Genomic DNA, 13,200 nt, shown 5'->3' on the forward strand with positions numbered 1-13,200 from the left:
AAGTCGACGCTGACGTTGTCGAGGGCCACGACGCGGGTCTCCCCGTCCCCGTAGACCTTGTTGAGGCCGGTGGCGCGGGCGGCCGCCAGGCCGGTCCGGACGGCGGTTGCGGTCGACGTGGTCACGGGGGTGCTCCTTGGTGGTCGCGGGCTGCGGGAGACGCGCTGGGCGCCTGGACGGCCGGGCCGCCAGGGGCGCCCGGCCGTACCTCCATGCTCCGCCGTGTGATCACGAGTTCTCGTCGCTCCGCCGGACGGTTGGCCTGACCACCGCTGGGCGTACGGCCAGGTGACGCCCTCCTCCTGGGGTATGACGCCGACCCTGAGCGCTGGGCGGTGGCCGGAACTCGTACACTTCGTGGCCGAATTGCGGACTGTTCGTCAGATCGCAAGGAAACATGACAACTTCCCTGGCTGGGAACATGCGAAAGGGCGAGGCGGGCGACTAGGCTCTGGGGTGGCCCGCACCGGGGGTGGAGCGCTTCTTCTCCGGCCGATGGAGGGGTCCGTCCTCAGGACGCCCGGATGGTGGAACGCAGACACGGGCAGCTTAAAACTGCTTGGCCGCGAGGCCGTGCCGGTTCGAGTCCGGCTCCGGGCACCGCTCGACTCGCGGGGGCGCCGACGGCGTCCCCGCCGGGAGTCGTTCAGTGATCCTCCTCGCGGCGTATCCCGATATTTTTGCCAAGCCATTACCCTGGTGGCTGGGCGGTGCAGTGCCGCCACGGAGGGAATGTGCAATGAGAAGCAGCAACCCGGTCTTCTCGCGGGAGGGGTCCTTCACCCGCGAGCCCGGCTACGCGGGGTTCGGTACCACCACGCAGGCCGGGGGCCAGTACGGCAACAACCCCTACGCGGGGACCCCTTACGCCCAGCAGCCGCAGGCGCAGGGCCCGCTGACCGACGAGCAGCTGTACGAGATGTACAACGGGCCGTCGGCCGGCCCCGCCGCCACCGGGCGGATGACGCTCGACGACGTGGTCGCGCGCACGGCCATGACGCTGCTGACCCTGGTCGCCGCCGGCGCGGTGGCCTGGTTCGTGCTGCCGTTCGAGAACTTCGGCTTCGCGATCGGCGCCAGCCTGGTGGCCATGGTCGTCGGCCTGGTGGTCTCCTTCAAGCGCAGCGTCAGCCCGCCGCTGATCCTGACCTACGCGGCTCTTGAGGGCTTCGCGCTCGGCGCGGTCACGCACGCGCTCAACACCGTCATCAACGGCATCGCGATCCAGGCGGTGCTGGGCACGGCGGCGGTCTTCGCGGCGATGCTGTTCGCCTACAAGAGCGGCCGGATCCGGGTCACCGCGCGCTACACCCGGATCGGCATCGCGATTGCCATGGGCTTCGTGCTGCTGATGCTGGTCAACATGATCGCGATGGCGTTCGGCGCCGACATGGGGCTGCGTTCAGGCCCGCTGGGCATCGTGGTCGGCCTGATCGGCATCGCCCTCGGCGCCTTCTTCCTGTCGCTGGACTTCGCGGCGATCGAAGAGGGCATCGCCCAGGGCGCGCCGCAGAAGGAGGCCTGGCGGGCCGCCTTCGGGCTCACCCTGTCGCTGGTCTGGATCTACGTCGAGATGCTGCGCCTGATCGCGATCCTGCGCGGCGACGACTAATCGCGTTCCCGCCGTACCACTGCCGCCGGGCCCCCGGAGCGAAACGCTCCGGGGGCCCGGCGGCGTTTAGGCTCCCTGTCATGCATGACGTACAGCTCCTGGTCGAAGCCGTCGACTCCTTGGCGGATCGTTTCCGCTCGCTGCCGCAGAGCAAACTGCTGGGCGCCGTGCCCGGGTACGAGTCCCGGGCGGGGGCCGCGCTGGCGTTGGCCCGGCGGCTGGCGGCCCTGGCGCTGGCGGCGGAGGGCGGGCCGGAGCGGGAGTTCCCGGACGCCGGGGCCTTCGCGGCGGGGGACCAACTGGCCGTCGCCGGGCACGACCTGGCGGCCGCGCTGGCGGCGCTGCCGGAGGGCGACGCGGTCGCCCTGCCGGGCGGGCCGGTGGCGGCCGCGGAGGTGCTGGCCGGGGCGCTGGCCGCGGTGCGCGAGACGGCGGCGCTCTGCGGATAGACGTCCGGACACGCCGAAGGCCGGCCGGGTCGGTAACCCCTTGACCCGGCCGGCCTTCGGCGTGCTGTGGTGTGCCGCGCTGCTGGGGCGGCGTCAGATGCTGGCGACCACCCGGTCGGCGAGGACGTAGACGGCCTCCTCGTCGGTGGAGAAGGTCAGCGAGTACGAGCCGGAGAAGCGCGAGCCGCCGAGCAGCCGGACGTGCTCACCGGCACGGACCGCGTCGATCAGCCGGTAGGCGGCCTCCCGGTCGCCCGGGGCCACGCAGAGCGTGGTGCCGTCGGCGAAGGCGTACACGTCCAGGGTGCCCAGCGGGCCCGGGCGGACGTCGATCAGGGCGACGGCCTCGTCGGCGAGGGTGGCCAGCCGGGTGTCGGTCCACTCGCGGGACGGCGCCTGGCTGGGCACGAAGTCGGGGTGGGAGGGGTGGCGGCGCGGGTCGGGCGCGGCGACCGGGGCGTCCTCGACGGCCTGGTCGGCGTCCAGCAGCCCGGCCTCCAGGCCGGTGGCCAGCAGGTCGGCCTCGCGGCGGGCGCGGGCGTCCCCGGTGGGTTCGGCGGAGCCGGTGGAGGAGGTGCCGGCGGAGGAGGTGCCGGCGGAGAAGGTGCCGGTGCCCTGGCCGGGGAACAGCGACGAGCCGCCCTCGGGTCCGGGCTCGGCGGGGCCCTCGTTGATCAGGTCCTCCAGCGCGGAGCGCAGCGCCTCGCCGAACTCCGGGTCCATGGTGCCGGCGTTGTCGACGGCGTCCTGCGGGCCGGTGGGGCGGGGGAAGAACAGCGGCCACTCGTCGGTGCTGGCGAACGGGCCGGTGTACGGGGAGTCGAACAGTGGCGCGTCCTCGGCCGCGCGGGCCTCCTGCTCGGCCCAGAACGCCCGGGCCTCGGTGATCTCCCGCTCGCGGTCGGCGGCGAGTGCCTCGGTGACGGCCTGGCGTATCGCGGCCTGGTCCACCGGGGCGGGGGCGGCCTGGGCCGTGGCCCGCGCGTCCAGCCGGCGGGAGAGTCCCCGGAGGTGGAGCAGCACGGCGGTCGACACGGTGATCAGGATCAGCAGCAGGATGGTGTAGACGGCGCTCACGGAACGTACTCCTAGCGAGGAGCGGAACGGGGTTACGTGTCCACACTGCCGCATCCGGGGCTGTTGCCGCAGTGGCGAATGTCTAATTTGTGGGGGACTTTCGCTCTTGTCCCCAAATTGTTAGGTAACACCGTTCTACGCAGTGGAGTTGATCCGCTCCGCAGTGTCGATTTCCGAGCTGAAAACGAGCGAAAAGAGGGCCGGATCGACCTCGCGATGTGATCCGGCCCTCAATTACTCACGGTCACTCCAAATGGGTGGTCCAGACCCTTTCGGGGCGGCCCGGCGGGTCAGCTGAGCCGCTCGATCACCATCGCCATGCCCTGGCCGCCGCCGACGCACATGGTCTCCAGGCCGAACTGCTTGTCGTGCCACTGCAGGGAGTTGATCAGGGTGGTGGTGATCCGGGCGCCGGTCATGCCGAACGGGTGGCCGACGGCGATCGCGCCGCCGTTGACGTTCAGCTTGTCCAGGTCGATGCCGAGATCCCGGTAGGACGGGATCACCTGGGCGGCGAAGGCCTCGTTGATCTCGACCAGGTCGATGTCGTCGATGGTCAGGCCGGCCCGCCGCAGCGCCTGCCGGGAGGCCTCGACCGGGCCGTAGCCCATGATCTCGGGGGAGAGCGCGCTGACGCCGGTGGAGACCACCCGGGCGAGCGGGGTGATGCCCAGCTCCCGGGCCTTGGTGTCGGACATGATGACCAGCGCGGCGGCGCCGTCGTTCAGCGGGCAGCAGTTACCGGCGGTCACGGTGCCGTCCGGCCGGAACACCGGCTTCAGGCCGGAGACGCCCTCCAGTGTGACGCCGGCGCGCGGGCCGTCGTCCTTGCTCACCACGGTGCCGTCCGGGAGCGTCACCGGGGTGATCTCGCGCTCCCAGAAGCCGGCCTTGATGGCGGCCTCGGCGAGGTTCTGCGAGCGGACGCCGAACTCGTCCTGCTCGGCGCGGGTGATCCCCTTGAGCGCGGCCAGGTTCTCGGCGGTCTGGCCCATCGCGATGTAGGCGTCCGGCAGCAGGCCGTCCTCGCGCGGGTCGTGCCACTCCCCGCCGCCCTCCTCGGCGCGCTTGGCGGTACGGGCCTGGGCCTCGTCGAAGACCGGGTTCGTGGTGCCCGGCATGCCGTCCGAGGTCCCGTTCACGCTGCGCGAGACGGTCTCCACGCCGGCCGAGAGGAAGACGTCGCCCTCGCCGGCCCTGATCGCGTGCAGTGCCATCCGCGTGGTCTGCAGCGAGGACGAGCAGTAGCGGGTGATGGTGGCACCGGGCAGGTAGTCCATGCCCATCTGGACGGCCACGATGCGGGCCAGGTTGTGGCCCTGCTCGCCGCCGGGCAGGCCGCAGCCGAGCATCAGGTCGTCGATCTCGCGCGGGTCGAGCTGCGGGACCTTGGCCAGGGCGGCCTGGATGACGTGGGCGGTCAGGTCGTCGGGGCGGACGTCCTTGAGCGAGCCCTTGAAGGCCCGGCCGATCGGCGAACGGGTGGCGCTGACGATGACGGCTTCGGGCATGGCGGGCTCCTCGCTGGGTGACGGCGGACTGGCGTCCGGGAGGAAAGTTACCGCCTGGTAGATCAGGCGTCACCCGTCCCGGCGTGTGAGCTGGCCGACGTGTCGCCGGCCTCTGGAACGGCTTCTTCCCCGGCCTCCTCGGGCGCCCACGAGCCGGGCAGCCCGACCCGCAGCCGGTGGCGAAGCAACGCCCAGCGGCGGCCGGCGCCCTCCGCCTCGACGGCCGCGACCTCGGTGCCCGAACGCCCGGCCGCGGCGGCGGCGGCCATCGCCACCGGCAGTACCGTCCCGCCCGGCACGGGTGCGGCCGGGCGCTCCTCCTCCGGCCAGAGACCGAGCGCGGCGCACACCGAGGGCAGCACGGCCATCGCGGCCGTCGCGTAGCCCTGGGCGGACGGGTGGTAGCGGTCGGCGGCGAACATCTCCGGGCGCGCCGCGAACTCAGGGCCCAGCAGCGAGCCCAGCGAGACCGTCCGGCCGCCGGCCTCCACGACCGCGATGGTCTGCGCGGCCGCCAGCTGCCGGCTCAGCCGACGGGCCACCCAGCGCAGCGGCGGGTGCACCGGCTTGATCGTCCCGAGGTCCGGGCAGGTGCCGACCACCACCTCGCAGCCGTTCGCCCGCAGCGCCGCGACCGCCTCGCCGAGCTGGCGGACGGCCAGCTGGGCCGGGCTGTGCCGGGTCACGTCGTTGGCGCCGATCATGAGCACGGCGACGTCCGGGTGGTGCGGCAGCGCCTGCTCCAGCTGGCCCGAGAGGTGGGCGGAACGGCCGCCGGTGCGGGCCACGTTGACCAGCCGGACCGGGCGTTCGGCCACCGAGGCCAGGCCCGCGGCCAGCAGCGCGCCCGGGGTCTCCCGGGCCCGCAGCACACCGAGGCCGGCGCCGGTGGAGTCGCCGAGGACGGCCAGCACCAGCGGCGGCTGCGTGGCGGCGGAGCTGTCGGCGAAGGCCTCGCCGTAGACGCCGTCGGCCTTGGGCGGATCGCCCTCCAGCACGCCGATGGCCTGGATCGCCAGCTTGCTCTCGGTGAGCAGCACGCCCACCAGGCCCACGCCCAGCAGGCCGAGCCCGCCGCCGCCGTACGCCGCCGCGGTGGCGATCCGGCGGGCCACCCGGGCCCGCGAGTCCTGTGCCCCTGGCATCCGATGCCCCCTTCGCGTCCTCGTGCCGCCCCCTCCGGGGCCATGGCGATGCCTGCACCCCCCTCCTACCCGCGCGGGGGCCGGGGCTACCTGCGGGGCTGGGCCATTGGGGGAGGAGGGCGGGTGGGGGGCCGCCGCGAGGGGCCGGGGCGGGGCGAGGGACGGGTGGGGCGGAAGGGCGGGCTGGGGCGGGCGGCACGGCCTAGGCTTTGCAGTACCGAAAGCACTCGCATGCCCACAACCGGGAGGACCCCCGTGCGGTACCACAACTCGATCATCGACCTCGTCGGCAACACGCCGCTGGTCAAGCTGAACAAGGTCGCCGAGGGCATCAGCGCGACAGTGCTGGCGAAGGTCGAGTACTTCAACCCCGGCGGTTCGGTGAAGGACCGCATCGCGATGCGCATGATCGAGGCCGCCGAGGCCTCGGGCGCCCTGAAGCCGGGCGGCACCATCGTCGAGCCGACCTCCGGCAACACCGGTGTCGGCCTGGCGATCGTGGCCCAGCAGAAGGGCTACAAGTGCATCTTCGTCTGTCCGGACAAGGTGTCCACCGACAAGATCAACACCCTGCGCGCGTACGGCGCCGAGGTGGTCGTCTGTCCCACCGCCGTGGCCCCCGAGCACCCGGACTCGTACTACAACGTCTCCGACCGGCTCGTCCGGGAGACCCCGAACGCCTGGAAGCCGGACCAGTACTCCAACCCGGACAACCCGGCCTCGCACTACCACTCCACCGGTCCGGAGCTGTGGGAGCAGACCGAGGGCCGGATCACCCACTTCGTGGCGGGCGTCGGCACCGGCGGCACCATCTCCGGCACCGGTAACTACCTGAAGGAGGTCTCGGGCGGCAAGGTCAAGGTGATCGGCGCCGACCCGGAGGGCTCGGTCTACTCGGGCGGCACCGGCCGGCCGTACCTGGTCGAGGGCGTGGGTGAGGACTTCTGGCCGACCGCCTACGACCGTGACGTCGCCGACGGCATCGTCGCCGTCTCCGACAAGGACTCCTTCCAGATGACCCGCCGCCTGGCCAAGGAGGAGGGCCTGCTGGTCGGCGGCTCCTGCGGCATGGCCGTGGTGGCCGCGCTGGAGGTGGCCAAGGACCTGGGCCCGGACGACGTCGTGGTGGTGCTGCTGCCGGACGGCGGCCGCGGCTACCTGTCCAAGATCTTCAACGACGACTGGATGGCCGACTACGGCTTCCTGCCCTCGGCCACCGACGAGGCGCACATCGGCGAGGTGCTGGCCCGCAAGGACGCCATCGAGCACGAGGGCATCCCGCAGTTCGTCCACATGCACCCGAACGAGACGGTCGCCGAGGCGGTCCGGGTGCTGCGCGAGTACGGCGTCTCGCAGATGCCGGTGGTCTCCCCGGGTGCCGGCCACCCGGACATCATGGCCGGCGAGGTGATCGGCTCGGTGGCGGAGAAGCTGCTGCTGGAGGGCGTCTTCGCGAAGGAGATCGAGCTGACCGACACGTTGGACCGGGTGATGTCCAAGCCGCTGCCGGTCGTCGGTGCGGGCGAGACGGTCACCAACCTGATGACCGTGCTGGAGAAGGCCGACGCCGCGGTGGTGCTGGTGGAGGGCAAGCCGCAGGGCATCGTCACCCGCCAGGACCTGCTGGGCTTCCTCGCCGGCCGCGCCGCGCACTGACCCGTCGGCCCCGGCCCTGACCGGCCCCGCCGCCGGCCCCGATCCCGCCACCGGCCCCGGTCGGCGGGGCGGACGAGGGTTCGCCCACGCTTTGCCCGCGGTTCGCCCACGGGCGAAGTGGTACACCGGCGTCACCTGCCCGCAGCACGCGGTTAACAACGGTCCGGCATCGTGGTGGTCAACGGCAAGACGCCGAGCGAGACGACGGCAACCGTCCGGGAGCGGCTCCCCGGCGGACGCGGTCGGCTCCGGACACGTCGGGCGGTCCTGACCCGACCCGCCGTGTCCGCCCTCCAGCCCGGCAACGGGGGAGAGGGGCCTCCGCGGGAGGCGCCGTCGTCCCGCCCCTGCCCGGCTGCGGCCGGTCGACAGGGTGCGGCGGCTCCCGCGGCACCTCGCGCCGCACGGCGCGTCTCCGCGGTTCCCGGGTGGGGGAACCGAGGCGGAGAACGGCAGGGCCGGTCCTTCTCCGAGGGACCGGCCCTTCCCGTACGCTCACACGCATGACCAGCACTGAAACCACCCAGGACGAGCCGCGCTACGTCCGGCTCAAGATCGAGCTCATCGCGGAGATCACCGACGAGGGCGCGCTCAAGGCGGCCGCCCTGAAGCAGGTGACCGAGGACGAGTACCTCGACGACGACGAGCGCGCCCAGTCCGTCGACGCCATCGAGGTGGACCCGTCGGGTTCGCTCGCCCACTTCATCGACCCGGTGGCGCTGCTCGGCGACGTGCCGGGTGTCGAGCTGGCCTCGGCGACCTGGGAGTCGGCGCAGACCGAGTTCGACCCCGAGAACGAGGGGTGGGACGAGTACGTGGTGGACGAGTCCGCCGAGTAGCGGCCTCGCCCCGCTGGCTCGTCACCGCTCGTGAACGCCCGGTCTGCCCCGCAGGCCGGGCGTTTTTTCCCTGTTCACCGGGAAGTTGGGTCATCTCATACGATCGCTTACCCTTCGGAGGTGGAACCGTGCACGGGCGGATTGCGTTTCTGTATCCGTAAATGCCCGGGATGATCAGCAGGGAGACGCGACGTGACGGCACGGGACGGTCAGGGGCGGGCAGGCGGAGGCAACTGGAGCCGGCGCGGAGTGCTCGCGGGCCTGATCGGGGCGCCGGTCCTGCTGCTCGCGGCCTGCAACGACACCAAGAGCGCCGACGCCAACGGCTCGGGCGGCTCGGGCGGCTCGGGCGGTTCCGGTGGAACCCCGGGCACCGGCAGCGGCTCCGGCGGGACCAGCAGCGCGCCGAAGACCTCGACCGCCGTCATCACCGTCACTCCTGCGGACGGTGCCGCCTCCGCCAGCTTCAGCGAGCCGGTCAAGGTCACCGTCAGCAACGGCACCCTGGGCACCGTCAAGGTCACCGACTCCACGGGCAAGGAACTGGCCGGCCAGCTCGCCTCCGACGGCGCCAGCTGGACCTCGGCCGCCGCCCCCGCCAGCGGCACCAAGTACACCGTGGCCGCCACCGCCCTCGACAAGGACAAGCTGGAGGCGGACGCCAACGCCACCTTCACCACGGCCACCCCGGCCAACACCTTCGTCGGCTACTTCACGCCCGAGGACGGCTCGGTCGTCGGCGTCGGCATGCCCGTCTCGATCACCTTCAGCAAGCCGATCACCGACCGCAAGGCCGTCCAGCAGGCGATCACCGTGATAGCCGAGCCGGGCGTCGAGATCGTCGGGTACTGGTTCTCCAGCACCCGCCTCGACTTCCGGCCGCAGGAGTACTGGGCCAAGGGCACCAAGGTCACCCTCAAGCTCCGGCTCAAGGACGTCGAGGGCGCCAAGGGCGTCTACGGCACCCAGTCCAAGGACGTCCGCTTCACCATCGGCCGTGCCCAGACCAGCGTCGCCGACCTCGGCGCCAAGAAGCTCACCGTCACCACCGACGGCCAGGTCAGCGCCGTCTACAAGATCTCCGGCGGGTCGCCCGAGCACCGCACCTGGGGCGGCAAGATGGTGATCTCCGAGCAGTTCCAGCAGACCCGGATGAACTCGCAGACCGTCAACCTCGGCAGCGAGTACGACATCGCGGACGTGCCGCACGCCCAGCGGCTCACCACCTCGGGCACCTTCATCCACGGCAACTACTGGTCCTCGTCGTCGATCTTCGGCGGCCAGAACACCAGCCACGGCTGCATCGGCCTCCAGGACGCCAAGGGCGCGCAGGACGGCAGCACGGACGGCTACAAGTTCTACAAGAGCTCCATGGTCGGCGACGTGGTCGAGGTCGTGAACTCCGGTGACAAGACCGTCGCGCCGGACAACGGCCTGAACGGCTGGAACCTCGGCTGGGCCGCCTGGAAGGCCGGCAGCGCGGTCTGACGCCGGGAGCCGCCGGGAGCCCGCCGGTCAGCGCTTGGCGTAGTCGGCGAAGCCCTGCCAGTCGACGATGACGCACGGCTCGTCGCCGACGATCCAGGCGTCGTGCCCGGGCGGGCAGATCATCAGGTCGCCGGGGCCGAACTCGGTCTCCTGACCGTCGTCCATGACGATCCTCATCCGGCCCGAGACCACGTACCCCGTGTGGGCGGCCCGGCAGCTGTCGGTCCTGGCGATCGGCTTCACGTGCTTGGACCACTGCCAACCCGGGTGGAACACGGCCCGGCCCACCGGGCCGGCGTCCAGGTTGACCAGGCGCAGCTCCCCCGTGCCCTCCTCGAAGGGGCGGACCTCCTCGGGGGCGTCGAAGTTCATGCGGACGAGACCGGACATGGCGCACTCCTCTCCGCGCGGACGGCCCGGCCGCCCGCGCGGAGAGGAGGCAGGCCCGTCTGCTGGCCCTTCCAGTCTGCGCCCCGACCGGCGGGCGGTCACCTCGGGTGGCCGGCCCGTCGGAACGGTCACGGACGGTCAGCCCTGCGTGCGGGCCACGCCGATCGGGCAGGAGGCGCCGGTGCCGCCGAGGCCGCAGTAGCCGTTCGGATTCTTGGCGTCGGACAGGTACTGCTGGTGGTACGGCTCGGCCGGGTAGAACGGGCCCGCCGGGGCGATCTCGGTGGTGATCGGGCCGTAGCCGAGCGCGGTCAGGGCCGGCTGGAAGGCGTCCCGGCCGGCGGCCGCGGCGGCGGCCTGGGCGGGGGAGTGGGTGTAGACGGCGGAGCGGTACTGGGTGCCGACGTCGTTGCCCTGGCGGTTGCCCTGGGTCGGGTCGTGCGCCTCCCAGAAGGTCTTCAGCAGCCGCTCGTAGGAGATCACCGAGGGGTCGAACACCACCCGGACCGCCTCGGTGTGCCCGGTCAGCCCGCTGCACACCTCCTCGTACGTCGGGTGGGGGGTGTAGCCGCCCTGGTAGCCGACCAGCGTCGTCCAGACACCGGGCAGGCGCCAGAACGTCCGCTCGGCGCCCCAGAAGCAGCCCAGCCCGAAGTCGGCCACCTCCAGGCCGTCCGGGTACGGCCCGGTGAGCGGGTGGCCGAGCACGGTGTGCGGCTCGCGCAGTGCGAAGCCCGGCGACTCCCGGCCGGGCAGCGCCTGGTCGGCGGGAACGAGCGAGGTCTTGTGGCGGTTGAACAGCACGGCCTGCTCCTGCGGGGTAGGGAGGGTTGCGCAGGATTCAACGCGGCGGGCCGCCCCCGGATTCCGGCGCCGCCCGGATTCCGCCGCAGCCCCGGTTCGCAGCCGGCCCGGTTCACGGCGGGCTGGGACGTTCCGGAGGGCGCCGGGCCGCACGGCCACTAGGCTCGACCCATGACCGAGCACCAGCTTCCCCAGGGCTTCGAGACCCTCGCCATCCACGCGGGTCAGGAAGCAGACCCCCAGACCGGGGCCGTCGTCACGCCGATCTACCAGGTGTCCACCTACAAGCAGGACGGGGTGGGCGGCCTGCGGGGCGGCTACGAGTACAGCCGCAGCGCCAACCCGACCCGCACCGCGCTGGAGGAGTGCCTCGCGGCGCTGGAGGGCGGCGCCCGAGGCCTCGCCTTCGCCTCCGGCCTGGCCGCCGAGGACACCCTGCTGCGCACCATCCTCAAGCCGGGCGACCACATCGTGATCCCCAACGACGCCTACGGCGGCACCTTCCGGCTGTTCGCCAAGGTGCTGACCCGCTGGGGCGTCGAGTTCTCCGTCGCCAACACCCAGGACCTGGCCACCGTCCGGGCCGCGCTGCGCCCCAACACCCGCGCGGTCTGGGTGGAGACCCCGTCCAACCCGCTGCTGGGCATCACCGACCTGGCCGCGCTCGCCGAGGTCGCGCACGGCGCCGGCGCGCTGCTGGTGGTCGACAACACCTTCGCCAGCCCGTACCTGCAGCAGCCGATCGCGCTCGGCGCGGACGCGGTCGTGCACTCCACCACCAAGTACATGGGCGGCCACTCGGACGTGGTCGGCGGTGCGCTGGTGCTGGCCGACGCGAGCCTGGGCGAGGAGGTGGCGTACCACCAGAACGCGATGGGCGCCGTCTCCGGGCCGTTCGACGCCTGGCTGGTGCTGCGCGGCATCAAGACGCTGGGTGTCCGGATGGACCGGCACAGTGCCAACGCGGAGAAGGTCGCCGAGCTGCTGGCGAGCCACCCGAAGGTCAGCCAGGTGCTGTACCCGGGCCTGCCCGAGCACCCCGGCCACGAGATCGCCGCCAAGCAGATGAAGGCCTTCGGCGGCATGGTCTCGTTCCGGGTCCAGGGTGGCGAGGAGGCTGCGGTCGAGGTCTGCAACCGCGCGCAGCTGTTCACCCTCGGCGAGTCGCTCGGCGGCGTGGAGTCGCTGATCGAGCACCCGGGCCGGATGACCCACGCCTCGGTGGCCGGTTCGGCGCTGGAGGTGCCCGCCGACCTGGTGCGCGTCTCGGTCGGCATCGAGTCGATCGACGACCTGCTCGCCGACCTCAAGCAGGCACTGGGCTAGGACGCGTTCAGAGGCCCGGATTCTGTTGAGGATCTTCGGCCTCGATGAGCCGGCTGGGGACCTCGGTGGTCACCTGACGCGCTGTCGGCGCACTCGGCCGGAGGAGCCCCTGCGGGCTCCTCCGGCCGGTCCATCGCGTCATGCCCTCACGCGCTCGCGCCGGAGCGGTCCTTCAGGAGCGCTTCCAGGAAGTGGGCGACGCGGAAGCGCAGTCCTCGTTCGGACCGGACTCACCGCGTACCAGGTCCCAGAGGTTCCATCCGCCCCACAGGGTCCATGAGTCCGCTGAGGCCCATGAGTGCGGCGGGTGAGGGGGGCGCGGACACGGCTTCGGCGGGCACTTCTCGTCCTCGACCGTGATCGTCACACACGGGCAGTCCACGGTCAGTTCGACCGTGGTCACCGCGGTCTGGGGCAGTTCGTAGCCGGGGGGAGCGGCGGTTTCCTGCCAGTAGTAGGTGCCGAACGGAAGGTTGTCCGCGGAGCAGGTGCCGTTCGCTCCGGTGGTGCAGGGGGAGCCGACGGGGGTGTCGGGGTTGGTTCCGGTGGTTTGGAGGCCGGGGGTGCCGTTGGTCTCGTGCCAGAGTTGGAAGGTGGCGCCGGCCAGTGGTTGTCCGGTGGCGGAGTCGACCTTGGTGACCGTGGTGGAGCCGGTCGGGGCGATGGTCTTGGTGTCCTGGACGGTGACGGGGATGCTCTGTCCGTCGGTGTCGAGGACCACGGTCGTCACCGCGGTCTGGGGCAGTTCGTAGCCGGGGGGAGCGGCGGTTTCCTGCCAGTAGTAGGTGCCCAGCGGGAGGCCGCTTGCGGAGCAGGTGCCGTTCGCTCCGGTGGTGCAGGGGGAGCCGACGGGGGTGTCGGGGTTGGTTCCGGTGGTTTGGAGGCCGGGGGTGCCGTTGGTCT

General features: G+C 72.1%; 12 protein-coding genes and 1 tRNA gene. 7 read left to right on the forward strand and 6 right to left on the reverse strand.

The annotated features are described in order from the left end of the window. The first annotated feature begins 518 nt into the window (after nt 1-518). The 3 genes from ACIOGZ_RS37265 to ACIOGZ_RS37275 all read left to right on the forward strand — a co-directional run bounded on the left by ACIOGZ_RS37265 (nt 519) and on the right by ACIOGZ_RS37275 (nt 2,061). Nucleotides 519-600, forward strand: a tRNA-Leu gene (locus ACIOGZ_RS37265). Nucleotides 601-739: 139 nt separating this feature from the next. Next, a complete protein-coding gene (locus ACIOGZ_RS37270) occupies nt 740-1,612 on the forward strand; it encodes a Bax inhibitor-1/YccA family protein (RefSeq protein WP_363589740.1) in 873 nt (290 codons plus the stop codon). Between the two features lie 80 nt (nt 1,613-1,692). Next, nucleotides 1,693-2,061: a hypothetical protein gene (locus tag ACIOGZ_RS37275; RefSeq protein ID WP_363629614.1), complete on the forward strand. Its 369-nt coding sequence runs from the start codon at nt 1,693-1,695 to the stop codon at nt 2,059-2,061. 93 nt (nt 2,062-2,154) lie between these two features. Here ACIOGZ_RS37275 and ACIOGZ_RS37280 read toward each other — a convergent pair whose 3' ends face one another. The 3 genes from ACIOGZ_RS37280 to ACIOGZ_RS37290 form a co-directional block, all read right to left on the reverse strand. Continuing rightward, complete coding sequence (locus ACIOGZ_RS37280; RefSeq protein WP_400989196.1) at nt 2,155-3,138, reverse strand: hypothetical protein; 984 nt, start codon at nt 3,136-3,138, stop codon at nt 2,155-2,157. A 290-nt stretch (nt 3,139-3,428) separates the two neighbouring features. Next, on the reverse strand, nt 3,429-4,649 hold the full coding sequence (locus tag ACIOGZ_RS37285; RefSeq protein WP_063348024.1) for an acetyl-CoA C-acetyltransferase: 1,221 nt from the start codon (nt 4,647-4,649) through the stop codon (nt 3,429-3,431). 62 nt (nt 4,650-4,711) lie between these two features. Beyond that, nucleotides 4,712-5,794, reverse strand: coding sequence for an SGNH/GDSL hydrolase family protein (locus tag ACIOGZ_RS37290; protein WP_400989198.1), 1,083 nt, complete (start codon nt 5,792-5,794; stop codon nt 4,712-4,714). A 231-nt stretch (nt 5,795-6,025) separates the two neighbouring features. Between ACIOGZ_RS37290 and ACIOGZ_RS37295 the strand changes: the two genes are divergently transcribed. The 3 genes from ACIOGZ_RS37295 to ACIOGZ_RS37305 all read left to right on the forward strand — a co-directional run bounded on the left by ACIOGZ_RS37295 (nt 6,026) and on the right by ACIOGZ_RS37305 (nt 9,777). Continuing rightward, nucleotides 6,026-7,450 (forward strand): cystathionine beta-synthase, encoded by a 1,425-nt coding sequence (locus ACIOGZ_RS37295; RefSeq protein WP_400328293.1) that lies wholly within the window; start codon nt 6,026-6,028, stop codon nt 7,448-7,450. A gap of 503 nt (nt 7,451-7,953) precedes the next feature. Next, complete coding sequence (locus ACIOGZ_RS37300; protein WP_063348021.1) at nt 7,954-8,289, forward strand: hypothetical protein; 336 nt, start codon at nt 7,954-7,956, stop codon at nt 8,287-8,289. A gap of 192 nt (nt 8,290-8,481) precedes the next feature. Next, nucleotides 8,482-9,777, forward strand: coding sequence for an Ig-like domain-containing protein (locus tag ACIOGZ_RS37305; protein ID WP_363621315.1), 1,296 nt, complete (start codon nt 8,482-8,484; stop codon nt 9,775-9,777). A 27-nt stretch (nt 9,778-9,804) separates the two neighbouring features. On the opposite strand, the gene ACIOGZ_RS37310 is transcribed toward ACIOGZ_RS37305, so the two are convergent. Next, the gene (locus ACIOGZ_RS37310) at nt 9,805-10,167 is read right to left on the reverse strand and encodes a cupin domain-containing protein (RefSeq protein WP_350880013.1); all 363 of its coding nucleotides are present in this window, start codon (nt 10,165-10,167) and stop codon (nt 9,805-9,807) included. 138 nt (nt 10,168-10,305) lie between these two features. After that, entirely contained in the window at nt 10,306-10,971 is a 666-nt protein-coding gene (gene msrA, locus ACIOGZ_RS37315) for a peptide-methionine (S)-S-oxide reductase MsrA (RefSeq protein WP_363621317.1), read from the reverse strand. A 171-nt stretch (nt 10,972-11,142) separates the two neighbouring features. On the opposite strand from msrA, the gene ACIOGZ_RS37320 reads away from it, so the two are divergent. Beyond that, nucleotides 11,143-12,297: a cystathionine gamma-synthase gene (locus ACIOGZ_RS37320; RefSeq protein ID WP_063348017.1), complete on the forward strand. Its 1,155-nt coding sequence runs from the start codon at nt 11,143-11,145 to the stop codon at nt 12,295-12,297. 172 nt (nt 12,298-12,469) lie between these two features. Here ACIOGZ_RS37320 and ACIOGZ_RS37325 read toward each other — a convergent pair. Then, nucleotides 12,470-13,200, reverse strand: a 731-nt coding sequence (locus ACIOGZ_RS37325) for a collagen binding domain-containing protein (protein ID WP_400989200.1), incomplete at its 5' end; no start/stop codon positions are given.

Origin of the sequence: Kitasatospora sp. NPDC088160, from assembly GCF_044741445.1 — a bacterium.
Taxonomy (GTDB): domain Bacteria; phylum Actinomycetota; class Actinomycetes; order Streptomycetales; family Streptomycetaceae; genus Kitasatospora.